Source organism: Pseudomonas sp. THAF187a (assembly GCF_009363395.1).
Lineage (GTDB): Bacteria > Pseudomonadota > Gammaproteobacteria > Pseudomonadales > Pseudomonadaceae > Aquipseudomonas > Aquipseudomonas khazarica.
Window position 1 is genome coordinate 3,446,401 of the sequence record NZ_CP045349.1, and the last position, 25,402, is coordinate 3,471,802.

The window sequence follows — 25,402 nt, forward strand, 5'->3', positions numbered from 1 at the left end:
CTTTTATTGAAGCCAACCCGCCTTAGGCCAGGCTTTTGCTCACCACTTCGTAAACGTCGCTGGACAGCTCACCGCTGGCCAGGATGCGTTCCAGTTCGGCCTTCATCTGCGCCTGACGTGCAGGCGCGTACTTGCGCCAGCGGGTCAGCGGCGCCAGTAGGCGCGAGGCGATCTGTGGGTTGAGCGCGTTGAGGGTGATCACCTGATCGGCGAGAAAGCGATAGCCCGAACCATCGGCCTGGTGAAAGTTGATCAGGTTCTGGTTGGCGAAGGCACCGATCAGGGCGCGCACCTTGTTCGGGTTCTTCAGGGTGAAGGCCTCGTGCTGCATCAGCGCATGCACGCGCTCAAGGCCACCAGGCAGCGGGCTGCCGGCCTGCACGCTGAACCACTGATCCATGACCAGCGCATCGTCCTTGAAGAAGTCGGCGAACATCGCCAGGGCCTTGCTGCGCTCGGCCTCGAACGGCGAGTTGACCAGCACCGCCAGCGCCGCCAGGCGCTCGGTCATGTTGTCGGCGTTCTCGAACTGCTCGACGCAGGCGGCCAGCACCTCGGCCTGCTGGCTGAGCATCAGGTAAGACAGGGCGATGTTCTGCAGGCTGCGCCGGGCAAAATGCGCCGCCTCGGCCACGTAGGGCGTCGCCCTGGAGACGTCACGGTTGGCCTGGTAGCGCGCCAGCAACGGCGCGTACAGGGCATCGGCCAGCTGCAGACGAGCGAACTCGCGCGCCTCGTGAATGGCCTCGACATCGGCCACCTCACTGATCTCGGTGAGATAGGCCTCGCCAGGCAGCGAGAGCATCTCGGCGACCATCGCCTGATCCAGCGACTCGTCCAGCAGCAATGTACGCAGCGCCTCCACCAGGCGCTGATCGAGCGCCAGCTCTTCGCCGCGCTGGTACTGGCCGATCAACTCCTGCAGCACCTGCACGGACAACTGCTGGCCGGCTTCCCAGCGATTGAAACCGTCGCTGTCGTGCTGCATGAGGAACATCAGCTGGTCGCGGCTGTACGGGAAGCTGAGCTTGACCGGCGCACTGAAGCCACGCAGCAGCGACGGCAGTGGCTGTTCGGCGATGCCCTCGAAGGTGAAGGTCTGCTCGGCTTCGGTGATCGACAGCACGCGGCCAGTACCGCTGGCGGTGGCCTCACCCTGCAGACGCAGCGGCAGCTCGTTGCCCTGGGCGTCGAGCAGGCCGAGCGCAAGCGGAATCACGAACGGCAGCTTCTCGCTCTGCCCCGGAGTGGCCGGGCAGCTCTGGCGGAAGGTCAGGCTGTAGGTCTGCGCGGACACATCATAGGCCTCGCTGACCTGCAGGCGCGGCGTACCGGCCTGGGTGTACCAGCGCTTGAACTGGGTCAGGTCGATGCCACTGGCATCTTCCATGGCCTTGACGAAGTCGTCGCAGGTCACCGCCTGGCCATCATGGCGTTCGAAGTACAGGTCCGAACCCTTGCGGAACAGCTCGGGGCCAAGCAGGGTGTGGATCATGCGCAGAACTTCCGAACCCTTCTCGTAGATGGTCAGGGTGTAGAAGTTGGAGATCTCCATGTACGCATCCGGGCGCACCGGGTGAGCCATGGGGCCGGCATCCTCGGCGAACTGGTGGGTGCGCAGGTAGGCCACGTCCTCGATGCGCTTGACCGTGCGCGAGTGGGTGTCGGCGGAGAACTCGCTGTCGCGGAACACGGTGAAGCCTTCCTTGAGCGACAGCTGGAACCAGTCGCGACAGGTCACGCGGTTGCCCGACCAGTTGTGGAAATACTCGTGCGCCACCACCGCCTCGACGCGCTGGTGCGCGGCATCGGTGGCGGTCTCGGCCTTGGCCAGCACGCAGCTGGAGTTGAAGATGTTGAGGCCCTTGTTCTCCATGGCGCCCATGTTGAAATCGTTGACCGCGACGATCATGAAGATGTCCAGGTCGTACTCGCGGCCGTAGACCTCCTCGTCCCACTTCATCGAGCGCTTGAGGCTGTCCATGGCGTGCTGCACCTTGTCGATGTTCTCCGGTTCGACATAGATGCGCAGCGCCACCTCGCGACTGCTCATGGTGGTGAAGCTGTCCTCGACGCACCACAGGTCGCCGGCGACCAGGGCGAACAGGTAGGCCGGCTTCTTGAACGGGTCTTCCCAGGTCGCCCAGTGGCGACCGCCCTCTTCGCTGCCGCTGGCCACCGGGTTGCCGTTGGACAGCAGCACCGGGTAGGCATGCTGCTCGGCGCTGACCGTGGTGGTGAACTTGCTCATCACGTCAGGACGATCGAGGTAGAAGGTGATCTTGCGGAAACCCTCGGCCTCGCACTGGGTGCAGAACATCGTGCCGGACTTGTACAGGCCTTCCAGCGCGGTGTTGCTCTCCGGGTGAATGCGCACGCTGCTGTCGACCACGAAGCGTTCCTGGGTCGGCTGCAGGGTCAGGTGGCTGGCGGTCAGGCTGTAGTCACCCTCGCCCAGCTCGCGATCATCCAGTTTCAGCTCGAGCAGCTCCAGCTGCTGGCCATCGAGCACCAGCGGCGGCAGGCCGGCACCGGCCTCGGGGTTGCGGCGCATGACCAGCTGCGCATGCACCAGGCTGTGATCCTCGAACAACTCGAAGGTCAGGTGCGTCTCGTCGATCAGGTAATCCGGTACCTGATAGTCCTTGAGGTAGATCGTCTTGGATTGTTCGGTGCGCATGGCAGTGGCCTCTTCTGGGCAGCTTCAAGCGACAGGCTTCAAGCTGCGAATGGTGGTCAGGCGGCGATCTCGTGGACGGCCAGCTGGTAGGCGGTGTACTTGCGGATATTGATCACGCCGGTGTCGAACATCAGGTACTGGCCCTTGATGCCGAGCAGGGTACCTTCGGCCAGGGGCTGCTTGTCCAGGTTGAAGCTGGTGATCTTGGCCGGGTAGGCCTCGATGGGATAGCGGATGTCCAGCACCTCGGCGGTCGTGAGCGGCTGGATGGCCTGCAGGCCGAAGCGTTGCTGCAGATCGGCGATACCTGCGCCACAGCTGTCGAACAACTGCTCGCGAATCGCCAGCAGGTCGACCGGTACGGCGTCGCCCTTGAGCAGCGCGCGCCAGTTGGTCTTGTCCGCCACCTGGCTGCGCAGCAGGTCCTCGACGAAGCCCGACTGCTGCCGAGTGGCCACACGCAGGATCGGCAGCGCCTGGGTCGCCCCCTGGTCGATCCAGCGCGTCGGAACCTGGCTGGCACGGGTAATGCCGACCTTCACCCCGCTGGAGTTCGCCAGGTAGACGACATGGTCGGTCATGCAGAACTGCTCGCCCCAACTCGGCTCGCGGCAGGTGCCGGCGTCGTAGTGGCACTTCTCCGGGCTCATGATGCAGATATCGCACTGCGCCAGCTTCTGCATGCAGGGGTAGCAGTAACCCTGGCTGAAACTGGTCTTGGTCTTGCGCCCGCAATGCGTGCAGTGGATGGCGCCGAGGTACTCCAGGCGCAGGTGCTTGCCCACCAGCGGATTGACCGGCACCTCCTCGTCGCCGAGGCGAAAGGCGTATTGCACCGGCGCGTCGAGGTGCGCCTTCATCTTGCTCAGCGAGCCACGTCCTAACTCGGTCATCAGTGCAGGGTATCCGACGACTTGAACAGCAGGTTGGGGACCGGCTCGGACTTGGACTTGCACTCCTGCGGGCCCATGTAGCCGGTGCGCTCTTCTTCCGGCAGGTTGTTCATTTCCCAGGCGATCATCGCCTGCAGGCTGAGTTCCTTCTGCTCCTGAGTCAGTTTGCGGCCGTCCGGCCACTTGCCGATCTCCACGGCCAGCTTGAGGCTCTCGTAGATTTCCGGGGTGATGTTGTCGATGGCTTCGAGGAAGGACGACATAGAGGTCTCCAATGAATCGTAGGGCGGGTGAAACCCGCCAAAATACTGTTCTGGCGGACTGCACCCGCCCTACAGGTCAAAAATCGAATCAGGCGCTTCGTCTGGCCAGCATACCGCCAAGCAGCCCGGTCAGGCAGCCGGTCAGCAGGCCACCGACATGCGCGGCGTTGGCGATGGCGCCGAATTGCAGCAGTTCGAAGATGCCGGTCATGCAGATCAGCAGCCACACCAGCATCATCACCAGCACGCCCGGCGGCAGACGATACGCCGCGTTCGGCGCCAGGCGCTGGTAGATCCAGCAATGCCCGAGCAGGCCATAGAGCACGCCGGACAGGCCGCCGAACAGTGACGGGCCGGCCCACGCGTACTGCGCGAAGTTGGAGGCCAGGCCGAACAGCAGGGTCAGGCCGAACAGGCCGATGGCGCCCTGGCGAAACTCGATGCGCCGGCCCAGCTCCCAGTACCACAGGCTGTTCATCGCCAGGTGCAGCCAGCCGAAATGGATCAGCATCGGCGTGATCAGGCGCCACCACTGGCCGCCCTCCAGGGTCGCATCCAGGTAGTTGAGGGAGATGTTGTCGCCGTCGAGACGAAAATCGACGAAGCTCAGCCAGGAAATGGCTGCATAGTTCTTGCCCGCCAGGGTCACGGCGAAGACGATGAAGGTCACCAGCAGCATCAGCGCCGTCACCGGACTACGCCGCAACTGGCTGAAAAAACCTTCCCGCACAGGCGGCAAGGCCGGCGCCGACTCGCCGCCATCTCCCTGCGGGTAGCGCGCATAGAGTTCGCGCACCTGCTCGGCCAGCGCCTCGCCGGGCACCCAGAGCACCTGCTCGCCGCCCTCCTCCGCGACCCGATGCGGCACGCGCAGGCGCTGCAACAAGGCCACGAAACCACTCAGGTCGTTGTCCAGCGGCACGCGCAGTACAGCTACGGCGGTCATCGAGGAGCCTCCAGCGGGTCGACATCGACCCAGACGAACTTGCCCGCATCCAGCCGCGTTTCCTGATCGAGGCGATAGGCGACCAGGCGCCCGCCGACCACCGCGCTGTAGTCCAGGCAGGCCAGGTTGGCGCGAATCGGTGCCGGTTTGCCACGGCGCCAGTAGTGACCGACGAACAGCAGCGGCTCGTGCGCGCCGTACCTGAGCAGCTCGTCCTTCTGCAGCTCGGTCAGCGGCGTCTGTGCCGCCAGCTCGGGCAGGGCATCGGGCTGGAAGACGATATCGCCGTAGGTCTGCGGATTCTCTTCCCAGAACTTGGTGCGGAAGTAGGAGCGCGTGAAACCGTCGCCACTGGTCAGCGTCAGACCGTGCGGCAGGCGCATGTCGGTCCCCCGCAGCAGGCGGTCGAGCGCCATGTTGGCGAAGCTGCCAGGCACGGCAGCGGCCTGGAGAAAATGCTCGTCGATGCAGCCGTCGGGAAACTGCGCCTTGAGCGGCGTGATCAGCTCGGCATCCCAGCAGGCGTGCACGACACGGAAGCGCCCGGCATCGATGAACAGCGGCATCTCGTAGAACCAGCGCAGGAACTCGCGCCACTCCTGCGGATGATCCTCGAACTGCGCCAGGGTCTCGCGCATCAGCCGCTGGTGCCGCGGGCTGTGTTCGCGCACGTACTGGCGACCGCTGCCAGGCGGTGCCGGAGTGCTCCAGCCCAGCGCGTTGAATTCGTGGTTACCCATGATGCACAGGGCCTGGCCGGCACGCACCATGTCATGCACCAGGTGCAGGACCTCGCGAATGCCGGGGCCGCGATCGACCAGGTCACCCAGGAAGATCGCCATGCGTAGAGGATGCCGCCATACGCCATCCTGGCGGCTGTAGCCCAGGCGTTCGAGCAGGCGCTCGAGGGTACGCGCACAACCGTGGATATCACCGATCAGGTCATAGCCACGATGAGGGTCGAGGGACATTCAGTCCTGCCCTCCCAGGCGGCTGCCCCAACCCAGCTTGGTCCGGCAGACTTCGTAGTAGTTGTGATCCAGCGGATGGATCAGGCGCAACTTCTGCGCCTTCTTGGCCACGTGCAGGGTGTCGCCCGGGGCGCAGGTGAAGTGGTTCTGGCCGTCGCAGGAGACCTGCGGGTAGATGGTCATGTCCGCCGACACCACCACCTTCAGCTCGCTGTTGCCATCCACCACGATGGGCCGGCTGGACAGCGTGTGCGGGTACATCGGCACCACCACGATGGCGTCGAGCTTGGGATGCATGATCGGCCCGCCAGCGGACAGCGCATAGGCGGTGGAGCCGGTGGGCGTGGCAACGATCAGCCCGTCCGCCTTCTGGCTGCAGACGAACTGGCCATCGATGAAGAGTTCGAATTCGATCATTCGCGTCGACTTGCCGGGGTGCAGCACCACATCGTTGAGCGCATCGCCCTGGCCGATGGCTTCGCCCTGGCGGCGTACCTCGGCCTCGAGCAGGAAGCGGTTTTCAGTCAGGTATTGCCCTTCGAGTACCTGCGCCACCTTGAGTTCAAGCTCGTCGGGGCGGATGTCGGTGAGAAAGCCCAGGCTGCCGCGGTTGATCCCCAGCACCGGCACCTTGTGTCGCGCCAGCGCCCGCGCCGCGCCCAGCATGCTGCCATCGCCGCCGACGACGATCACCAGGTCGCAGACCTCGCCAAGCATCTTGCGCGACGAGGTCTGCAGGCCGTGGCCGGGCAGCAGGTCGGCGATGGTGTCCTCGAGGATCACATGCAGGTGGCGGTCGATGAGGAAGCGCTTGAGCCGGCGAACGGTCTCCAGTACCCGCGTGCTACCCAGGCGCCCGATGATGCCGACATTGCGAAATTGCTCCATGGGACTCCCGCCAGACAGATAAGAAACGAACGAGGATTATCGGCCAAAGGCGCGGTACGCGGCAAACCGGGGCTATGCTCTGCCCATGACCGCTCACGACTTGCTGCACGCTCTGCTGCAGAGACTGCGCACCCCGGCGGTGCGCGACCTCGCCTGGACCCTGCTCTCGCCCCCCTTGCTGGGGCAGACCACGAAACCCCAGCGCCACCCGCTGCAGGCCAGCGCATGGCGCCATACCCCGGAGCTACTCGAGAACTGGCTGAGCGGGCTGGACAGCGCCCCGGATGCGCTGCATGCCTGGCTGCTGGCGAAACCGGCCAGGCGCCTCGGCCTGTACTACGAGCGCCTGTGGCAATTCGCCCTGCACGCCGCCGACGACGTCGAGGTGGTCGCGGCCAACCTGCCGATACGCCAGAACGGCCAGACCCTGGGCGAGCTGGACCTGCTGCTGCGCGACGCCGAAGGCGAGCACCATCTGGAGCTGGCGGTGAAGTTCTACCTGGGCCCGTTGTCGGGCGACGGCAACGATGCCGGCCTCTGGCTCGGCCCCGGCAGCCACGACCGGCTCGACCTGAAACTGAATCATCTGGCCCAGCATCAACTGCCGCTGTCGTCCCGCCGTGAGGCGCGTGGCGACCTCAACGAGCTGCGCCTGAGCGACACCCGATCGTCCTTCTGGCTCGCCGGCTACCTGTTCTACCCCTGGCCAACCGGCTGCGATTCACCGCGCGGCGCCTTGCCGGCGCACTGGCGAGGGCACTGGCTGCGGCAACGTGACTGGGCAGCATTCTCCGACCGGCAAGCGCAGGCGCACTGGCAACCCCTGCCACGCCTGTCCTGGCTGGCGCCGGCGCTGATTGACGGCGAGGAACGCTGGTCGCGCGAGACGTTCGCGCACTGGCTGGAGGGCCTGTCCTCCCGCTCCCAGCTGCTGGTGCGACTTGAAGAGGATCAGGCCGGTGACTGGCGAGAGGTCGAGCGGCTCTTCCTGGTCAGCGATCAGTGGCCATCCTGAACACTCAGCACGCCGGATGTGAGCTCCGCTCAGCGGCTGCGTTCGGTACGCCCACCGGAACGCGCCAGATAGCCCGAACCGCTCTCACACAGCAACGCGCCACGCTGCACGGCCGGCAAGGCATCCAGCCCGTCACGCAGGGCGTAGACGCTGTAACCGAGCTGCGAGAGCAGGAACACCGCGCTGCTGCTGCGCTTGCCGCTGTCGCAGTAGCACAGGTAGGTGCGCGACTTGTCCAGCAGGCGCGCCTTCAGCCGCAACAGCTGCAGCGGCATGTGCAGGGCCTGCGGCGCATGAGCCTTCTCGTACTCTTCCAGCAGGCGCACGTCCAGCCATTGCGCGCCATGGCTGAGCAGGCGCGACGCCTCGCCCAGCGACACCTCGGCGACGACCGGCGCCTTGAGCAGGGCGAAGAAATCCTGGCGATCCAGCCGCAGCACGCTGCCGCGCTCGACCATGGTCACCGTGGCATTGCGCGGCCGGTCGGCCAGCAGCGCTTCCTCGCCGAAGCAGGCACCGACGTCCAGCTCCGCCAGCACCTGACGATCGCTACCGGCGCTGCGGATCACTTCGGCACGGCCGCTTTCCAGGAAGAAGCAGCAGTCCCCGGCCGCGCCTTCCTGCAGCACCTGGCTACCCGCCTCGAATTCGACCCGTTGCAGACGGGCAAGCATGCTCTGCACGTTGGCCGGCGGCACCTTGGCGAACAACGGGTTCTCCAGCAGGCGCTCCAGCCACTCGATATCGGCCCCGCGCTGCTGCAAGGCCAGCAGCAGGTCCTGGTAGGCCAGGCGCCAGGTCAGCAGACGGTCAAGCGTGGCGCTGTCGATCATCAGCACACTGGCGTCCGTCAGCGCCCGGGCCTCGTGCAGACGCGGCAGACTGGGTGACAGGGGATGACAGCTGACCTCGCTGCCGGCGCTCACGGACTGGACATGCCCCTCGGCATCCTGCAGTTGCAGCTCACCCGCCAGCAGGTAGCAGGTCAGCCGCGCCTGGTCGCCCAGGCGAAACAGCGGCTGGCCGGCCAGCAGTGGCTGAGGCACCAGCTGGCTGCGCAACTCGCGCCACTGCTGCTCGGACAGCACATTGAGGGGCGTCAGGCTGCGCAGTTGCTCGGGAGTAAGGGGTTCGCTCATGAAGTAATCCAGGCTCCGCTGGTCAGCCCTGAGTGTAGTCGGTGTTCGTGCCCATCAGGGCTCGGCGCCCCTGCAGGCCGCCAGTATGAATGAAGATCAGCCGCGTGCCGCGCACAAGTTGCCCGTTCGCGCAAAAATCACGCAAGGCCATCAGCGCCTTGCCGGTATACAGCGGATCCAGCGGCAGGCCGGCGGCCTGCTCGGTCTCCAGAATGAACTGACGCAACGCCTGATCGAAACGCGCAAAGCCGCCGCGCGCGGCATCGATGAACTGCTGGCGCCCGCCACTGACCCCCGCCTGCCCCAGCAACGCGGCGACCTGGACGGCCACGCCATGGCTGGCAGGCACCGCCAATGCGCCGAACACGGAGCGGCGACGATCACCGAGCAGCAGGCCCGCCAGCGTGGTACCGGTCCCGGCGGCCAGCCACCAGGCGTCGAAGTCCGGCCAATCGAGATCCGCCAGCTGCGCTTGCGCCATCGCCACCAGACAGCGGCAACCTTCGGCGCCCGGCAGCCCCAGGCCGCCCTCGCCAACCGCATGGAACCCCGGGTAGCGCGCCAGCCACGGTTGCCAGAAATCGGCCTGGTGGCGTGCGCGATAGCCGCCGTAACCCAGCCAGTGCAACTGCATGCCCAACGCCTGCAGATCATCCACCGTCGGCGTGCGCTGCGCTTCGCCGCGTAACAGGCCGACCGTAGCGAAACCGAAGCGCTGGCCCGCCGCAGCCAGAGCATGCAGGTGATTGGAATGGGCACCGCCCAGGCTGATCAAACCTTGCGCGCCGTCAGCGGCGGCCTGCTGCAGATAGGGCGCGAGCTTGAACCATTTGTTGCCGGACACCAGCGGGTCGATGAGGTCCAGGCGCAGGCAGGCCAGCTCGACGCCAGCGGCATCGAGCCAGTCGAGATGAATGCGTTGCAGGGGCGCCTGTGGGCGCCAGTCGGGAACGCGTATCGCCAAGGTCAGCCGACGGTACGCAGGCGGCTGCTCGCCTTGTGCCGCGAGCAGCAGTTGGATTCGCCCAGCACGAAGCGGCTCGGCGTGTCGATACGGTCGATGGGAATGGCGCAACGCTCGCCACTGGGCAGGCTCGCCTCGCAGGAGGGTTGCTGATAGTGCCCCAGCCAATGGCGATACTGCTCCTCGGACACGAAGCACTTGGCTGCAGCGTAGGCCATGGGGTTGTCCTGGTAGCGGGCGACATCCTGCAGGGGAATGGTCAGGTGGCCGGCGCCGGGATGGTAGACCACGAACACTACGCCGAGCTTGGCCAGGCGCTCCAGCACCTGATCGCCGCCCTGGCTGGCGAACTCGTTGCGCTCTCGCTTGAGGCGCTCGATCTCGGCCTGCAACTGGGCATCCAGCTCGTTGCGATAGGCCAGTTCCACGTCACGAATGGCGATCTGCTCCTTGGCCTCGGCCACGGCCGCAGCCACCTTCGCCCGCATCTCGCCTTCGAACTGGGCACGCAGGATATCACCCTCGGTGCGCCCGTGACGCTCCAGCGCCCGCAGTTGCTGGGTCATCTCCTCACGGCTGCTCTGGAAGCTTTCCGCCTGAGCCGCCAGTTGCGCCTTGAGGTTGGCATTGAGTTCCTGCTGCTGGCGCACCGCCTGATGCAGCCCATGGATCTGCGCCTGCAGATTGTTGCTCTGTTCCTCGCTGGCCAGCTTGAACTTGGCCAGCTCCTCTTCGTGCTGCTGGGTCAGGCTGGTGATACGCAGGCGCTGCTGCTGGATCAGCTGCGCAGTCTTGGCGCGGTGTTCCTGATCCATCTTTTGCGCCAGCTGCTCGGACACTTCCTTGGCAGGATCGGGCGCATACCACTTGTCTTCGGAGGCCACCTGCAGGCGCTCGGCGACCACCGCCTGAGCGCTGTCGTCCTCGACCAGCAGCCCGAGCTGATTGCGCTTGACCGCATCGCGCAGCGTCACCAGATCGTTCTGCGTCGGCGCCAGATTGGGATCCCACAGGTGCATCTGGTGCCAGGACACCGGGCACTGGCTACGGCAGGCGAGGCGAATCGGCCCCGCACCCAGATCGGGACCACGCCCGGCGCGTTCGGCCAGGTGCTGCAGCGGAATGTTCCAGCCCTTGTCAGGGCGGCCATCATCATCGAAGTCGAGAAAGAAGAACACCGCAGCCCTGACCAGCAGGCGCGGGTTGATCACCACGAACACGGCGCGCATCTGTTCGTCGGCGAACTCGGGCATGTTGACCACGCCGTCGAGCAACGCCTCGAATTCAGGGAACATCATCTGTTTGCAGATACCGCGTTCACTGAAGAACATCACGGCTTCCACCATCTGCGGCTTGTTCTGCATGCTCATTGAGGGCCCTCTGAACCAACGGGATACGCGCGCACGATCAAATACCGAAGCCTCGCGTGCTCCGGTACAGATATCATCCCTGACAGTTCAGACAAGTCTAGGGGAAAAGCCAACCCCAGCAATGTGACTGGGTTGGCACTCACTCTGCCAACAACGCCGGAGGAAGCACCGGCGGCGCGAAAATGTGACGGGATTGCGCTGCAGGCGGCGACCGCCGCACGCACATCGGGCAGTCAGGCCAGCGCCTCCGATCGACGGATAGCTGCCAGTGCCGAGCCGTTTCTATCCTGAGGCGGCGCTCTCAGGTAACCCTGCGGCGCCCCGCCCTGATCAGGGACCGGCCGCCGTTCAGCGCCTGTCAGCGCTTGGCTGCCGCGAGAAAAGGCGCCAGACGTTGCGCCATTTCCGCGCCGAGGGCCTGCAGCCCGCTCATCGGACGAATCATCACCTCGAACTCGACGATCTGCCCCGAGTCGTCGAAACGGATCATGTCGATACCCTTCAGATCACGCTCGCCGACCCGCGCAGAGAACTCCAGCACAACGCTGAGGCCGTCTGCGGTGGCCAGTTCACGGTGGTAGGTGAAGTCTTCGAAGACCTTGAGCACGGTGTTGAGAATCAGGTTGACCGCCTGCGCGCCCGGATAGGGGGTATGCGCCATGGGCGAACGAAACACGGCCTGCGGGTGCAGCAGTTCGGGCAAGGCACTCAGGTCCTTGGCGGTGACGAACTGGTGCCAGCGTTCGAGGCTGGCGGCGGCGGCAGGATGCAGTTGGGCGGCGAGAGACATCGGCTTCTCCTTGTTGTTTTCAAGCCGGATAGCAAACGCCCCGCTGGAAGCGGGGCGCTGTTTCGATCAGAGTTCGGCCGCCAGGCGCGAGCCCTGGTTGATGGCCCGCTTGGCATCCAGTTCGGCGGCGACGTCCGCGCCACCGACCAGGTGCACGCGCTGACCGGCATGCTGCAGACCGTCCTGCAGCTCACGCAGCGGGTCCTGACCGGCGCAGACGATGACGGTGTCGACCGGCAGCACCTGTTCCTCGCCCGCGGCGATGCGGACATGCAGACCGGCATCGTCGATGCGCACGTACTCGACGCTGTTGAGCATCTGCACGTTCTTGTTCTTCAGGCCGGTGCGGTGAATCCAGCCGGTGGTCTTGCCCAGGCCATCGCCGACCTTGGACTTCTTGCGCTGCAACAGGAACACCTGACGCGCAGCCGGGTGCGGATGCGCCTCGATGCCCGCCACGCCACCACGCGCCTCGAGCGCGGTGTCGATGCCCCACTCCTTCCAGAACGCTTCGCGGTCGAGGCTGGTGGCCGTGCCCTGGTGCGTGATGAACTCGGAGACATCGAAACCGATACCGCCGGCGCCGATCACCGCGACCTTCTGGCCGACCGGCTTGCGCTCGAGGATCGCGTCCAGGTAGCCGATCACCTTGGGGTGATCGATGCCTGGAATCTCCGGGGTGCGCGGCGCGATGCCGGTGGCCAGGATGATGTCGTCGAAGCCGCCGGCGACCAGGTCATCCACCGATACGCGGGTGTTCAGGCGTACGTCGACACCGGTGGTTTCCAGCTTGCGCTTGAAGTAACGCAGGGTCTCGAAGAACTCCTCCTTGCCCGGCACGCGCTTGGCCACGTTGAACTGACCGCCGATCTCGCCGGCCGCGTCGAACAGGGTCACCGCATGACCACGCTCGGCAGCGACGGTGGAGGCCGCCAACCCGGCAGGGCCGGCGCCCACCACGGCGATCTTCTTCACCGTGGTGGTGGGGATGTAGTTCAGCTCGGTCTCGTGGCAGGCACGCGGGTTGACCAGGCAGCTGGTCAGCTTGCCGCCGAAGGTGTGGTCCAGGCAGGCCTGGTTGCAGCCGATGCAGGTGTTGATCTCGTCCGCACGGCCTTCGGCGGCCTTGTTGACGAAATCCGGGTCGGCCAGGAACGGGCGCGCCATCGACACCATGTCGGCATCGCCCTCGGCCAGCACCTGCTCGGCCACTTCCGGGGTATTGATACGGTTGGTGGTGATCAGCGGGATCGACACTTCGCCCTTGAGCTTCGCGGTGACCTTGGTGAAGGCCGCACGCGGCACCTTGGTGGCGATGGTCGGGATGCGCGCCTCGTGCCAGCCGATACCGGTGTTGATGAGGGTGGCGCCAGCCTGTTCGATGGCCTTGGCCAGCAGGACGATCTCGTCCCAGGTGCTGCCCCCTTCGACCAGGTCGAGCATCGACAGGCGATAGATGATGATGAAGTCGGTGCCCACCGCCTCGCGCACACGGCGGACGATCTCCACCGGCAGACGCATGCGGTTCTCGAAGCTGCCGCCCCAGCGATCAGTGCGATGGTTGGTGTGGGCGACCAGGAACTGGTTGATGAAGTAGCCTTCCGAGCCCATCACCTCGACACCGTCGTAGCCCGCCTGCTGCGCCAGCGCGGCACAATTGACGAAATCGGCGATCTGCTTCTCGATCCCCTCCTCGTCCAGCTCGCGCGGCTTGAACGGGTTGATCGGCGCCTGGATGGCGCTCGGCGCCACGGACTTCGGGCTGTAGGCGTAGCGCCCGGCATGCAGGATCTGCATGCAGATCTTGCCACCGGCTTCGTGCACGGCCTGGGTCACGACCTTGTGCTTGTCGGCCTCTTCCGGCGTGCTCAGCTTGGCTGCGCCCGCATAGACGCCACCCTCCTCGTTCGGGCCGATGCCGCCGGTGACCATCAGGCCGACACCGCCACGGGCGCGCTCGGCGAAGTAGGCCGCCATGCGCTCGAAACCGCCCGGCTTCTCCTCCAGGCCAGTGTGCATGGAGCCCATCAGGGTACGGTTCTTCAAAGTGGTGAAGCCGAGATCGAGCGGGGCCAGCAGGTTCGGGTAACGAGCAGTCATGGAAATCTCCACATCGCGGTGCAGTTCACGGGTTGCCGCGGTCTCATGGGCACGCGGTCGGTTATGGAGCCAGACGATAAAGAGGCGGCCAGGCATGCTCAATGATCAAAACTGACAAGATAATGATCAAAACTAGCAATTAACCTTGGCAGCCCGGCACGATCGACCTAACCTGCAACACAACCCAATCGAAAGAACCTGCATGCGTCCATTTATCATCCTCGCGCTGACGCTCACGCTGCTGGCCGGCCTCGGCAGCTACGCCCGCTGGCGCCAGCAACGCCCTGTCAGCCATTACCTGTCCGACCTGCGCAGCCAGGTCGCACTCGACCTCGGCCAACCCGGCGCTCGCGGCAACCTGCTGGGCATCCAGCCGGAACTGTTCGCCGGTGACTATCAGAGCCTGTCGCGCCTGCGCCTGAAGCTGGCCGCCTACCTGGACCACGCACGCGAGCGCGGCATGCTCAATGCGCGCACGGTGGTCGTGCTGCCCGAACACATCGGCACCTGGCTGCTGGCCGTGGGCGAGAAGGACGAGCTCTATCACGCCCCCGGACAGCGCCAGGCCCTGCATTGGCTGGCGGCCAGCAACCCGCTGGACTTTCTCGGCGCCCTGTTCGCCGCCCAGGCCCCGTCGCGCGTGAGCGATGCGCTGCTGCGCACCAAGGCGCAATCGATGGCGCACGACTACCAGCAGCTGTTCGGCGACCTGGCGCGCGACTACGGCATCACCCTGGTGGCAGGCTCCATCGTCCTGCCGGAGCCGCGCGTGGAACACGGCCGCCTGCAGGTCGGGCGCGGCCCGCTGTACAGCGTCAGCCTGGTGTTCGACCGCGCCGGCAAGCCCCTGGGACAACCCCAGCGGCATGCTTACGATGCCGAAGCCAGCACGACGACCACGGCCACCGCCCTGCAGGTCCTGGACACCCCAGCCGGCCGACTCGGCGTGCTGTTGGGCGGCGACGTCGCCCGCCTGGCGGACGCACGGACACTGGCTGCCAGCCGGCTCGACCTGCTGGCTATGCCTAGCGACCTGCAGGCCGCCGCAGACGCCACCCTGCTGCATGAACAGCTGCTGCGCAGCGGCATCCATGCCGGCATGCAGGTCCATCTGCGCGGACAACTCTGGGAGCATCAGGGGCAACCGCCGGCACTGGCATTCCGCGCCGGGACGAGCGCCCTGGGCGCGAGCACCAGCGGTGCACAACTGGTCAACCTGTGGTTATGAAAATTTCACGCGTACGCCTCGGCGACCTGTCCGTCGGCTTCACCCAGGCCCTGGCCGAAGCCCTGCGCGAGCAGGGCCAGGCTCCCGAGCCCCTGCTCGAACAGTTCGGCCTGGATGCCGCACGCCTGAGCGAGCCGCGCGCACGCCTGTCGATCCCTCGCTTCATGCGCCTGGGCCACAGCGCCATCGCCCTGTGCAACAACCCCGCACTGGGCCTGGACATGGGGCGCCACAGCCGCCTCGGCCAGGTCGGCCTGGCCGGCGTCTGTGCCATGCAGGCACCCGACCTGCGCGAAGCGGCACGCACCCTGACCCGCTTCGAGCCGCTGTACGCCGCCAACTACCGCGGGCGTTCGGGCTTCAGCGAGGATGCTCGTGGTGCCTGGCTGCACTTCTATTCCATCAGTCCGTACAACACCTACAACCGCTTCGTGGTGGACTCGGTACTGGCGGGCTGGCAACAGAACCTGGGGCAAGTGGTCGGCCGCAGCATTGCCCTGGAAAAGGTCGAGATCGAATTTCCGCTGCCGGCATACGGCGAGCGCTACGAGAGCCTGTTCGGCTGCCCGGTGGAATTCGCGGCCAGCGCCAACCGCCTGCGCCTGAGCAGCGACACCCTGGCGCTGCGCAACCCGCAGCACTGCCCCGGCACCTGGCGGCACCTGCTGGAGCTGTGCGAGCGCGAACTGGATCAGCTGACCCGCACGCGCAGCCTGCGTGAACGGGTCATCCAGCTGCTCGGCCCCATGCTGCACGGGCACGAGCCGGACCTGGAGGAAGTCGCGCGCAACCTGCAACTGCCCAGCTGGACATTGCGCCGCAAGCTGGCCGAGGAAGGCACGCAGTTTCGCGCCATCGTCAATGACACCCGCCGCGACCTGGCGACGGCCTATATCCGCGATACCGAACTGGCCTTCGGTGAAATCGCCTACCTGCTCGGTTTCGCCTCGGCCGAAGCCTTCCAGCGCGCCTTCAAGCGCTGGCTCGGACAGACGCCCGGCGACTATCGCCGCGCACAGCGCCGGGCCGATAGCGAAGCTCAGAGCTCCGTGGCGTCGTCGTCCACGTCGATCACGTCCTGATCGAAGCCATCACGCTCGAGCAGTTCTTCCTGATAGTCATCCATCGCCCGTTCTCCTGGGTCATTGCGTCTTTCGTTAGCAAGCTACGTTGTCAGCATGAAGACAAGATGACGAAACGCCGCAGGACGGCAACGCCGGAGCGCAGGCAATAAAAAACCCGTCGATCTCGCGATCGACGGGTTTCGTATATGGCGCAGCGGACGGGACTCGAACCCGCGACCCCCGGCGTGACAGGCCGGTATTCTAACCGACTGAACTACCGCTGCGTGTCGGTTGGACTTACGTCCAGAGAACTCTGTTGCATCTGATGGCGCCCTTGCGGGCCTTGCCATCTCAAACCGACCAAGGTCGATCTGGGAAATAATGGCGCAGCGGACGGGACTCGAACCCGCGACCCCCGGCGTGACAGGCCGGTATTCTAACCGACTGAACTACCGCTGCGCGTCGGCCGGACTTGCGTCCGAATTCGCTAATGGTGGGTGGTGACGGGATCGAACCGCCGACCCTCTGCTTGTAAGGCAGATGCTCTCCCGGCTGAGCTAACCACCCATGTGCCTTAGCGAGGCGCGCACTTTATGCAGGTGGCGACGCTAAGTCAACACCCTGCTTGAATTTTTTCTGAAAAAGACGCGCCGCCCGCCGCGCCTCAATCCATTTCCCCGCACAGCTCGGCGGCACGCAACAGCGCCGCCGTCAGAGCGTGGCGCTCCCAGTCGGCAAGGGCGGCAAAACGCCGGTTGAATTCCGGTGGCATCAGCGACGGTGCCTGCTGGATCAGTTCGCGGCCGGCCTCACTGATCAGCAACCACTGGCGACGGCGATCCTGATCGTCGCGCTGGCGTTGCAGCAGGCCGCGCTCCTCCAGGCGATCGAGCAGACCGGACAGCGTCGCCGCCGTCAGGCTGACCCGGCTGCTGAGCACGCTGGCGGTCAGGCGCGTCTCGCTGGCCAGTACCTGCAGGATCATCAGCTGCATGGGGGTCAGCCCACCGAAGCGGGCCAGACGCTTGGCGTGCACCTCCCCCGCCTGCTGCAAGCGCCGCAAGGCCTGGAAAAGCGGCATCTCGAATGCCATGACAGATGACAAATCTATTTCAACAGGAACTTTTTTATCGCTCATAAGCACCAATTCATAGCCACCAAAACTTTGACATGAAAGCATTTTTTTGTTTTGGTGTAAAAGGTCCGGGAACGGACCACTCCCCAACGGAAACACCGGTAAGGAACTATGTGCGGAATAGCTGGAGAACTACGTTTTGATCGACGCCCCGCGGACCTGGCGGCAGTCGAACGCATCACCCACCACCTGGCCCCTCGCGGCCCCGACGCCCACGGCTTCCACAGCCAGGGCCCCATCGCCCTCGGCCATCGCCGCCTGAAGATCATGGATCTGGCCGAAGCCTCGGGGCAGCCGATGATCGACAGCGACCTCGGCCTGTCCATGGTGTTCAACGGCGCCATCTACAACTACCCCGAGCTGCGCGCCGAACTGGAGGCGCTGGGTTATCGCTTCTTCTCCGGCGGCGACACCGAAGTGCTGCTCAAGGGCTATCACGCCTGGGGCGAGCAACTGCTGCCCAAGCTCAATGGCATGTTCGCCTTCGCCGTCTGGGAGCGCGACACGCAGAACCTGTTCATCGCCCGCGACCGCCTCGGCGTCAAGCCGCTGTACCTGTCGCGCACCGGTCAGCGTTTGCGCTTCGCCTCGTCGCTGCCGGCGCTGCTGCAAGGCGGCGACATCGCCAAGACGCTGGATGCCGTGGCGCTCAACCATTACCTGAACTTCCATGCCGTGGTGCCGGCGCCGCGCACCATCCTGGCCGGCGTCGAGAAACTGCCGCCAGCGACCTGGATGCGCGTCGACGCGAATGGCAAGGTCGAGCAGCAGAGCTGGTGGTCGCTGCAATTCGGCCCGCGCGGCGACGAAGCCGGCTACGGCCTGGAAGAATGGCGCGAGCAGACGCTGGAAACCATGCGCCAAGCGGTGGAGATCCGTCAGCGCGCCGCCGTGGATGTCGGCGTGCTGCTCTCCGGTGGCGTCGACTCGAGCATGCTGGTCGGCCTGCTGCGTGAAGCCGGCGTGGAAAACCTGCTGACCTTCTCCATCGGCTTCCAGGATGCCGGCGGCGAACGCGGTGACGAATTCCAGTACTCGGACCTGATCGCCCAGCGCTTCGCCACCCGCCATCACCAGTTGCGCATCGGCGAGCACGAGATCCTCGAGCAGTTGCCGCAGGCCTTCCGCGCCATGAGCGAGCCGATGGTCAGCCACGACTGCATCGCCTTCTATCTGCTCTCGCGTGAAGTGGCCAAGCACTGCAAGGTGGTGCAGAGCGGCCAGGGCGCCGACGAGCTGTTCGCCGGCTACCACTGGTACCCGCAGGTCGACGGCGCCAAGGATGCCTTCGCCGCCTACCGCGCGGCCTTCTTCGACCGCGAGCACGACGAGTACGCCGCCTGCGTGCAGCCGGCCTGGCTGACTGGCGACATGGCCGGCGAGTTCGTCCGCGAGCACTTCGCCCAACCAGGCGCCGAGGCGGCGGTGGACAAGGCCCTGCGCCTGGACAGCACGGTGATGCTGGTCGACGACCCGGTCAAGCGCGTGGACAACATGACCATGGCCTGGGGCCTGGAGGCGCGCACGCCGTTCCTCGACTACCGCGTGGCCGAACTGTCGGCGCGCATTCCGGCGCAGTTCAAGCTGCCCGACGGCGGCAAGCACGTGCTCAAGGAAGCGGCACGCAAGGTCATCCCCAGCGAGGTGATCGACCGGCCCAAGGGCTACTTCCCGGTACCGGGCCTCAAGCACCTGGAAGGCGCCACCCTCGGTTGGGTACGCGACCTGCTGCTCGACCCCAGCCAGGATCGCGGCCTGTTCAATCCGAGCATGCTCGACCAGTTGCTGACCAACCCGCAGAGCCAGTTGACGCCGCTGCGCGGCTCCAAGCTGTGGCAGCTCGCGGCGCTCAACCTGTGGCTGAGCGAACAGGGTCTGTAAAGCGGGCAGGCGCGGCGCTCGCGGCGCGCCTGCCGGATCAACGGTCGTAGCCCGGATGTCATCCGGGGTTGTCGCGACTCAACACTCGATCCGGCCCAGACCGGAGGTAGAGATTAAGGACAACTCATGCGCTCCCCTGCCTTTAACCAACGCCTGATCCGCGGCCAGACACCCTCCTACGAACGTCTGCAGGCGCGTCTTGCCGAGGACCACAGCAGCCAGCCCAGCCAGCCGCAGGCCATCCACTGCGGCTGGGGGCGACTGCTGATCGGCCACACCTACCCGGACGCCACGGCGCTGGCCGAAGCCCTGCTCGACGAACAACCCGGCGAGCGCGACATCGCCCTGTACGTCGCCGCCCCGCACCAGGTGCTGGCCCACGCCCCGCAACAACTGTTCCTCGACCCGTCCGACACCCTGCGCCTGTGGTTCACCGACTACCGGCCGGCGCGTCGCAGCTTTCGCGGTTTCCGCATCCGCCGCGCGCAGAGCGAGGCGGACTGGCAGGCGATCAACTGCCTGTACCAGACCCGCGGCATGCTGCCGATCGATGCGGACAAGCTCACCCCCTACAACGACGGCGGCCCGACCTACTGGCTGGCCGAGGACGAGGACAGCGGCGCGGTGATCGGCAGCGTCATGGGCCTCAATCACCAGCGCGCCTTCCGCGACCCGGAAAACGGCAGCAGCCTCTGGTGCCTGGCGGTCGACCCGCAGTGCAGCCGGCCGGGCGTCGGCGAAGTGCTGGTGCGCCACCTGATCGAGCATGGCATGAGCCGTGGCCTGAGCTACCTCGACCTGTCGGTGCTGCACGACAACAAGCAGGCCAAGCGGCTGTACGCCAAGCTGGGCTTTCGCGAGCTGCAGACCTTCAGCCTCAAGCGCAAGAACGGGATCAACCAGCCGCTGTTCCTCGGCCCCGGCCCGCAGGCCGAACTCAATCCCTATGCACGCATCATCGTCGACGAAGCCCTGCGCCGTGGCATCGAGGTGCAGGTGGACGACGCCGAGGCCGGGCTGTTCACCCTCAGCCATGGCGGTCGGCGCATCCGCTGCCGCGAATCGCTGTGCGACCTGACCAGCGCGGTGAGCATGACCCTGTGCCAGGACAAGCGCCTGACCCACCGCGCGCTGTCGCGGGCGCAGCTCAGCGTGCCCGACCAGCGCCTCGCAGGCAGTGCCGAGGACAATGCCGCGTTTCTCGCCGAACACGGCTCGGTGGTGGTCAAGCCGGTCGATGGCGAACAGGGCCAGGGCGTCGCCGTGGACCTGCGCACGCCCGGCGAGGTGCAGGAGGCGATCGAACGCGCACGGGTGTTCGACCAACGCGTGCTGCTGGAGAGCTACCATGCCGGCCACGACCTGCGCGTGCTGGTGATCGGCTATGAAGTCGTCGCCGCCGCGATCCGCCGCCCGGCCGAGATCATCGGTGACGGCCGCCACAGCATCGGTGAGCTGATCGACGCGCAGAGCCGTCGCCGCCAGGCCGCCACCGGCGGCGAGAGCCGCATTCCCAAGGACGCCGAGACCCTGCGCACCCTGCACGGCGCCGGCTTGGACTACGACAGCGTGCTGCCCGCCGGACAGCGCCTGGCGGTGCGCAAGACCGCCAACCTGCACACCGGCGGCACGCTGGAGGACGTCACCGCGATCCTGCATCCGAAGCTGCGCGATGCCGCGATCAAGGCGGCGCGTGCGCTGGAGATCCCGGTGGTCGGCCTCGACCTGCTGGTGCCGGCCGCCGACCAGCCCGACTACGTGTTCATCGAAGCCAACGAGCGCGCCGGCCTGGCCAACCATGAACCGCAGCCAACCGCCGAGCGCTTCGTCGACCTGCTGTTCCCGCTGAGCCAGGCCACGAGCTGAACCCCACTCCCCCGGCCCACTCCCGCGAACGGGAGTGGGAAGACTCAAACGCCGAGGAGCTTGTATGCAACAACTACCCGAACCCGATCTCGACTACCTGCAGAAGGTGCTGCTGGAGATGCTCGCCATCCCCAGCCCGACCGGCTTCACCGACACCATCGTGCGCTATGTCGCCGAGCGCCTGGAAGAGCTGGAAATCCCCTTCGAACTGACCCGTCGCGGCACCATCCGCGCCACGTTGCGCGGGCGCCAGAGCGAGTACGAACGCTTTGACCGCGCCGTCTCCGCACACCTGGATACCATCGGCGCCATCGTCCGCGAGATCAAGGACAACGGCCGCCTCGGCCTGGCCCCGGTGGGGTGCTGGTCGAGCCGCTTCGCCGAGGGCAGCCGCGTCAGCCTGTTCACCGACAACGGCGTGATCCGTGGCAGCGTGCTGCCGCTGATGGCGTCCGGACACGCCTTCAACACGGCGGTCGACACCCTGCCGATCAGCTGGGACCACGTCGAGCTGCGCCTGGACGCCTACTGCGCCACCCGCGCCGACTGCGACTCGCTGGGCATCTCGGTGGGTGACTTCGTCGCCTTCGACCCCCTGCCGGAGTTCTCCGAAAGCGGTCATATCAGCGCCCGTCACCTGGACGACAAGGCCGGCGTGGCCGCCCTGCTGACGTCGCTCAAGCTCATTCGCGATCACGGCCTGCAACCGCTGATCGACTGCCACCCGCTGTTCACCATCACCGAGGAAGTCGGCTCCGGCGCCGCCGCCGCCCTGCCCTGGGACGTCAGCGAATTCGTCGGTATCGACATCGCCCCGGTCGCGCCCGGCCAGCAATCCAGCGAGCATGCCGTCAGCGTGGCCATGCAGGACTCCGGCGGCCCCTACGACTACCACCTGTCCCGCCAGCTGCTGCGCCTGGCCGCCGAACAGGAGGTGGCGGTGCGCCGCGACCTGTTCCGCTACTACCACAGCGATGCCCAGTCCGCCGTCGCCGCCGGCCACGATATCCGCACGGCGCTGCTGGCCTTCGGCTGCGATGCCACCCACGGCTACGAGCGCACGCACATCGACAGCCTCAAGGCGCTCAGCAGCCTACTCACCGCCTACATGATGAGCCCGCCGGTGTTCGCCAGCGACGCCCAGCCCGCCCAGGGTTCGCTGGAGCGTTTCAGCCACCAGCTGGAGCACGATGCGCAGATGGAAAGCGACACCCGGGTGCCGCCGGTGGACAGCCTGGTCAAGCAACATGATCGGGATGCTTGAAGGGTTTCCCACATAAGGGCAAAGTGGCACGAAGGACGACAGGGGGAGCTCAGGCTCCCCTTTTTATGGCCGCCAGCACCCTGGCCAACCTGCGGGTCGTCGCCATGCGACGTTAAAACGACTTCCGGCCATGCACATGGCCTTCTGAGGTTCACGGATGCCTCGTCTATGTCTGGCTTTGCTGCTGTTCTGGCTTGCATGTCCGAGCTGGGCCCTCACGCCCGCGCCGCTGGACAGTGACGACCTGCGCTTTTCCCTGGGCCCCTACACCGGCTACTACGAGGACGCGGACGGCAGCCTGAGCGTCGAACAGGTCCAGGCCCTGGACGATGGCGCCTTCCACGACCTGGAAGGCGAGCATGCCAATCTCGGCAAGAATGCCTCCGTGTGGTGGTTCAAGGTGCGCCTGGTCAGCAGCCTCGATCACCCGCTGGGCGGCTACCTCGAAGTCAATTACCCGCTTCTCGATCACCTGCAGGTCTACCTGATCGATCCCCGGGGCCGGCGCCAGACCCAGGAAAGCGGTGACCGCTTCGCCTTCTCGCAACGCCCGGTGCAGGTCCGCAACTTCTGGTTCCCCATGCAGATGGAGCCGGGTGTCAGCACGCTGCTGATCCGCGTGGAAACCAGCAGCACGGTGTTCGTGCCGCTGTTCTTCGCCACCTACGGCGCCAGCGCGGCGGCGCAGGAGAACCTGATGGGGTTCGCCGGCGCCTTCTATGGCGTGCTGTTCGCGATGTTCTGCTACAACCTGTTCCTCTACCTGTCACTGCGCGAGTCGGCCTACCTCTGGTACCTGGCCTACAACCTCAACGTCGGCCTGCTCGCCGCCTGCTTCGACGGCATGCTGTTCAAGCTGCTCCCCGAGCACGTGGCCTTCCAGTCGGTCAGCATCTACATCCTGATGTACGTGCACTGCCTCACGGCCATCCAGTTCAGCCGCCACTTCCTCCACGCGCGGCAGTACTTTCCGACGCTCGACACCGGCCTGCGCCTGCTGATGCTGGTGTGCATCGGCTGCCTGCTGTCGGTACCGCTGATCGGCTTCGCCGCCTGGAACATCCTGGCCAGCGTCACCGTCTCCGTGGTGTCGCTGATCCTGCTGCTCACCGGTATCTACATCTGGCGCCGGGGCGTGCGCTATGGCTCCTACTACACCCTGGCCTGGGCCATCCTGCTGTTCGCCTTCATCCAGGCCACCACCGGCTCGCTGGGGCTGGAGGTGTTCGGCGTGTTCGGCGCCACGGCGGTGAAGATCGGCGTCACCATCGAGCTGATCACCCTGTCCATCGGCCTGGCCGACCGCATCAACCTGCTCAAGGAAGAAGGCTTCCAGTCGCGCCGCGCCGCCGAGCAGGCGGCGTTCGAAAGCCAGGCCAAGAGCCGCTTCCTGGCCAAGATGAGCCACGAGATCCGCACGCCGCTCAACGGCGTGCTGGGCATGCTGCAACTGCTGCGCGAGACGCCGCTGGATCGCAGCCAGCGCTTCTACGTCGACACCATCTCCAGCTCCGGCAGCTCGCTGATGGCGGTGATCAACGACATCCTCGACTACGCCCGCATCGAGTCCGGCAAGCTCAGCCTGGAACAGATCGAGTTCGACCTCGAGGACATGATCTCCGACACCCTCAGCCTGTTCACCGGGCAGGCCATGGACAAGCACCTGCGCCTCTACGTCAGCCTGGAAAACGGTGTGCCCCGGCGGATTCAGGGCGACCCGACACGCCTCAAGCAGGTGCTGATGAACCTGCTCAGCAATGCCCTGAAATTCACCGCCGAAGGCCATGTCGCGCTCAGTGTCAGCCGCCGCAGCGACAGCCACGGCGAACCGCACCTGGTGTTCGCCGTCAGCGACAGCGGTATCGGCATCAGCGAGCAGGCACTGGCGCAGCTCTTCGAGTCCTTCGCCCAGGGCGACTCCAGCACCACCCGCCGCTACGGCGGCAGCGGCCTGGGCCTGGCCATCAGCAAGGAGCTGGTGGAGATGATGGGCGGACGGATCGAGGTCCAGAGCACCCTCGGCCAGGGCACGCGCTTCGCATTCGATATACCCTTGCTGGCCGAACCGGACGTGCCCGACGAACTCAACCGTCTGCTGGCCGGACGCACCGCCCTGCTCGCCTCGCTGGACGGCCTGGGCCTGGATGCCATGAGCCGGCTGCTCGGGCGCTGGGGCATGCGCACCGAGCGCTGCCAGACACCGGAGCGCCTGCAAGGCTACCTGGAGGATTTCGCCGCGCCGCCATTGCTGATATTGATGGCGCCCTGGCCGGGCGGGGTGAACCACTGGCTCGACTCGCTCAGGCCCATGCTGCAGACGCAGCAGCGCGTGCTGCTGGTCTGCCCGCCCGAAGCCTGCCAGCAATTACCGGCCAGTCACGGCCTGCGCCTGCAACACCTGGCCCAGCCCGTGGCGATCAACGCCCTGCGCCAGGCACTGAGCGGGCTGTATGAAGAACCCAGAGCACAGGTACATCGATTGGTGAGAGAAGTACGCAACGACAATGGCAACGCCCCGTGCATCCTGGTGGCGGAAGACAACCCGGTGAATCAGCTGGTGGTTCAGGGCTTCCTCAAGAAACGCGGCTACAGCGTGCGCCTGGTGACTAACGGCCAGGCGGCCGTCGACGAATATGCGCGCGACCCCGCCGCCGTGCAGCTGATCCTGATGGACTGCGAGATGCCGGTGATGGACGGTTTCGAGGCTACCCGGCAGATCCGTCGCCTGGAACGCGGCCAGCAGTTGGCCGCCGTGCCCATCATCGCCCTGACCGCACACATCCTCGAAGAGCACCGCCAGCACGGCCTGGACGCCGGCATGGACGATTTCCTCGGCAAACCGCTGGACAGCGGCGTGCTCTACAGCACCCTGGAGCGCTACCTCGACCCGCAGGGCGCCTGACATCGGCAGAGGCTCGCAGCGGCAGGCGCTCTGCCTCTATCAT

General features: G+C 66.0%; 19 protein-coding genes and 3 tRNA genes. 7 read left to right on the plus strand and 15 right to left on the minus strand.

Features of this window, described 5'->3' with window-relative positions:
* Positions 1–22 precede the first annotated feature (22 nt).
* From pepN to FIV02_RS15980, 6 genes are all read right to left on the minus strand, one after another.
* Positions 23–2,680, minus strand: coding sequence for an aminopeptidase N (gene pepN / locus FIV02_RS15955; RefSeq protein WP_152489172.1), 2,658 nt, complete (start codon positions 2,678–2,680; stop codon positions 23–25).
* A 56-nt stretch (positions 2,681–2,736) separates the two neighbouring features.
* Positions 2,737–3,573, minus strand: coding sequence for a DUF2797 domain-containing protein (locus FIV02_RS15960; RefSeq protein WP_152489173.1), 837 nt, complete (start codon positions 3,571–3,573; stop codon positions 2,737–2,739).
* Positions 3,573–3,836: a YeaC family protein gene (locus FIV02_RS15965; RefSeq protein ID WP_037056249.1), complete on the minus strand. Its 264-nt coding sequence runs from the start codon at positions 3,834–3,836 to the stop codon at positions 3,573–3,575. Before FIV02_RS15965 ends, FIV02_RS15960 begins: the two co-directional genes overlap by 1 nt.
* Before the next feature lie 88 nt (positions 3,837–3,924).
* A complete protein-coding gene (locus FIV02_RS15970) occupies positions 3,925–4,782 on the minus strand; it encodes a rhomboid family intramembrane serine protease (RefSeq protein ID WP_152489174.1) in 858 nt (285 codons plus the stop codon).
* Positions 4,779–5,753 (minus strand): metallophosphoesterase, encoded by a 975-nt coding sequence (locus tag FIV02_RS15975; RefSeq protein ID WP_047586349.1) that lies wholly within the window; start codon positions 5,751–5,753, stop codon positions 4,779–4,781. Before FIV02_RS15975 ends, FIV02_RS15970 begins: the two co-directional genes overlap by 4 nt.
* Positions 5,754–6,641 carry an NAD(+) kinase gene (locus FIV02_RS15980; RefSeq protein WP_037056253.1) on the minus strand — a complete coding sequence of 296 codons (888 nt, stop codon included), beginning with the start codon at positions 6,639–6,641 and terminating at the stop codon, positions 5,754–5,756.
* Positions 6,642–6,726: 85 nt separating this feature from the next.
* Between FIV02_RS15980 and FIV02_RS15985 the strand changes: the two genes are divergently transcribed.
* The gene (locus FIV02_RS15985; protein ID WP_152489175.1) at positions 6,727–7,656 is read left to right on the plus strand and encodes a DUF1853 family protein; all 930 of its coding nucleotides are present in this window, start codon (positions 6,727–6,729) and stop codon (positions 7,654–7,656) included.
* Between the two features lie 29 nt (positions 7,657–7,685).
* Here FIV02_RS15985 and FIV02_RS15990 read toward each other — a convergent pair whose 3' ends face one another.
* The 5 genes from FIV02_RS15990 to FIV02_RS16010 form a co-directional block, all read right to left on the minus strand.
* On the minus strand, positions 7,686–8,795 hold the full coding sequence (locus tag FIV02_RS15990) for a cyclic nucleotide-binding domain-containing protein (RefSeq protein WP_037056255.1): 1,110 nt from the start codon (positions 8,793–8,795) through the stop codon (positions 7,686–7,688).
* 22 nt (positions 8,796–8,817) lie between these two features.
* Positions 8,818–9,759 carry a 1-aminocyclopropane-1-carboxylate deaminase/D-cysteine desulfhydrase gene (locus tag FIV02_RS15995; RefSeq protein ID WP_152489176.1) on the minus strand — a complete coding sequence of 314 codons (942 nt, stop codon included), beginning with the start codon at positions 9,757–9,759 and terminating at the stop codon, positions 8,818–8,820.
* A gap of 2 nt (positions 9,760–9,761) precedes the next feature.
* Entirely contained in the window at positions 9,762–11,129 is a 1,368-nt protein-coding gene (locus tag FIV02_RS16000; protein ID WP_080756991.1) for a chromosome partitioning protein ParA, read from the minus strand.
* 358 nt (positions 11,130–11,487) lie between these two features.
* Positions 11,488–11,919 carry a nuclear transport factor 2 family protein gene (locus FIV02_RS16005; protein ID WP_152489177.1) on the minus strand — a complete coding sequence of 144 codons (432 nt, stop codon included), beginning with the start codon at positions 11,917–11,919 and terminating at the stop codon, positions 11,488–11,490.
* 66 nt (positions 11,920–11,985) lie between these two features.
* Positions 11,986–14,019 (minus strand): NADPH-dependent 2,4-dienoyl-CoA reductase, encoded by a 2,034-nt coding sequence (locus FIV02_RS16010; RefSeq protein WP_047586354.1) that lies wholly within the window; start codon positions 14,017–14,019, stop codon positions 11,986–11,988.
* 202 nt (positions 14,020–14,221) lie between these two features.
* Here FIV02_RS16010 and FIV02_RS16015 point away from each other — a divergent pair, with 202 nt between their 5' ends.
* Entirely contained in the window at positions 14,222–15,247 is a 1,026-nt protein-coding gene (locus tag FIV02_RS16015) for a carbon-nitrogen hydrolase family protein (protein WP_152489178.1), read from the plus strand.
* Positions 15,244–16,329: an AraC family transcriptional regulator gene (locus FIV02_RS16020; RefSeq protein WP_152489179.1), complete on the plus strand. Its 1,086-nt coding sequence runs from the start codon at positions 15,244–15,246 to the stop codon at positions 16,327–16,329. The genes FIV02_RS16015 and FIV02_RS16020 overlap by 4 nt, the downstream gene beginning before the upstream one ends.
* Positions 16,330–16,518: 189 nt before the next feature.
* On the opposite strand, the gene FIV02_RS16025 is transcribed toward FIV02_RS16020, so the two are convergent.
* The 4 genes from FIV02_RS16025 to FIV02_RS16040 all read right to left on the minus strand — a co-directional run bounded on the left by FIV02_RS16025 (position 16,519) and on the right by FIV02_RS16040 (position 17,449).
* Positions 16,519–16,595 (minus strand) — tRNA-Asp (locus FIV02_RS16025).
* A gap of 98 nt (positions 16,596–16,693) precedes the next feature.
* A tRNA-Asp gene (locus FIV02_RS16030) sits at positions 16,694–16,770 on the minus strand.
* A gap of 32 nt (positions 16,771–16,802) precedes the next feature.
* Positions 16,803–16,878 (minus strand) — tRNA-Val (locus FIV02_RS16035).
* Positions 16,879–16,975: 97 nt separating this feature from the next.
* Positions 16,976–17,449: a MarR family winged helix-turn-helix transcriptional regulator gene (locus FIV02_RS16040; protein WP_037053159.1), complete on the minus strand. Its 474-nt coding sequence runs from the start codon at positions 17,447–17,449 to the stop codon at positions 16,976–16,978.
* Between the two features lie 108 nt (positions 17,450–17,557).
* On the opposite strand from FIV02_RS16040, the gene FIV02_RS16045 reads away from it, so the two are divergent.
* From FIV02_RS16045 to FIV02_RS16060, 4 genes are all read left to right on the plus strand, one after another.
* Complete coding sequence (locus FIV02_RS16045) at positions 17,558–19,327, plus strand: N-acetylglutaminylglutamine amidotransferase (RefSeq protein WP_152489180.1); 1,770 nt, start codon at positions 17,558–17,560, stop codon at positions 19,325–19,327.
* Between the two features lie 126 nt (positions 19,328–19,453).
* Positions 19,454–21,193: an N-acetylglutaminylglutamine synthetase gene (gene ngg / locus FIV02_RS16050; RefSeq protein WP_037053162.1), complete on the plus strand. Its 1,740-nt coding sequence runs from the start codon at positions 19,454–19,456 to the stop codon at positions 21,191–21,193.
* A 64-nt stretch (positions 21,194–21,257) separates the two neighbouring features.
* Entirely contained in the window at positions 21,258–22,457 is a 1,200-nt protein-coding gene (locus FIV02_RS16055; protein ID WP_152489181.1) for an osmoprotectant NAGGN system M42 family peptidase, read from the plus strand.
* 157 nt (positions 22,458–22,614) lie between these two features.
* Entirely contained in the window at positions 22,615–25,359 is a 2,745-nt protein-coding gene (locus FIV02_RS16060) for a hybrid sensor histidine kinase/response regulator (RefSeq protein ID WP_152489182.1), read from the plus strand.
* Positions 25,360–25,402: the final 43 nt, after the last annotated feature.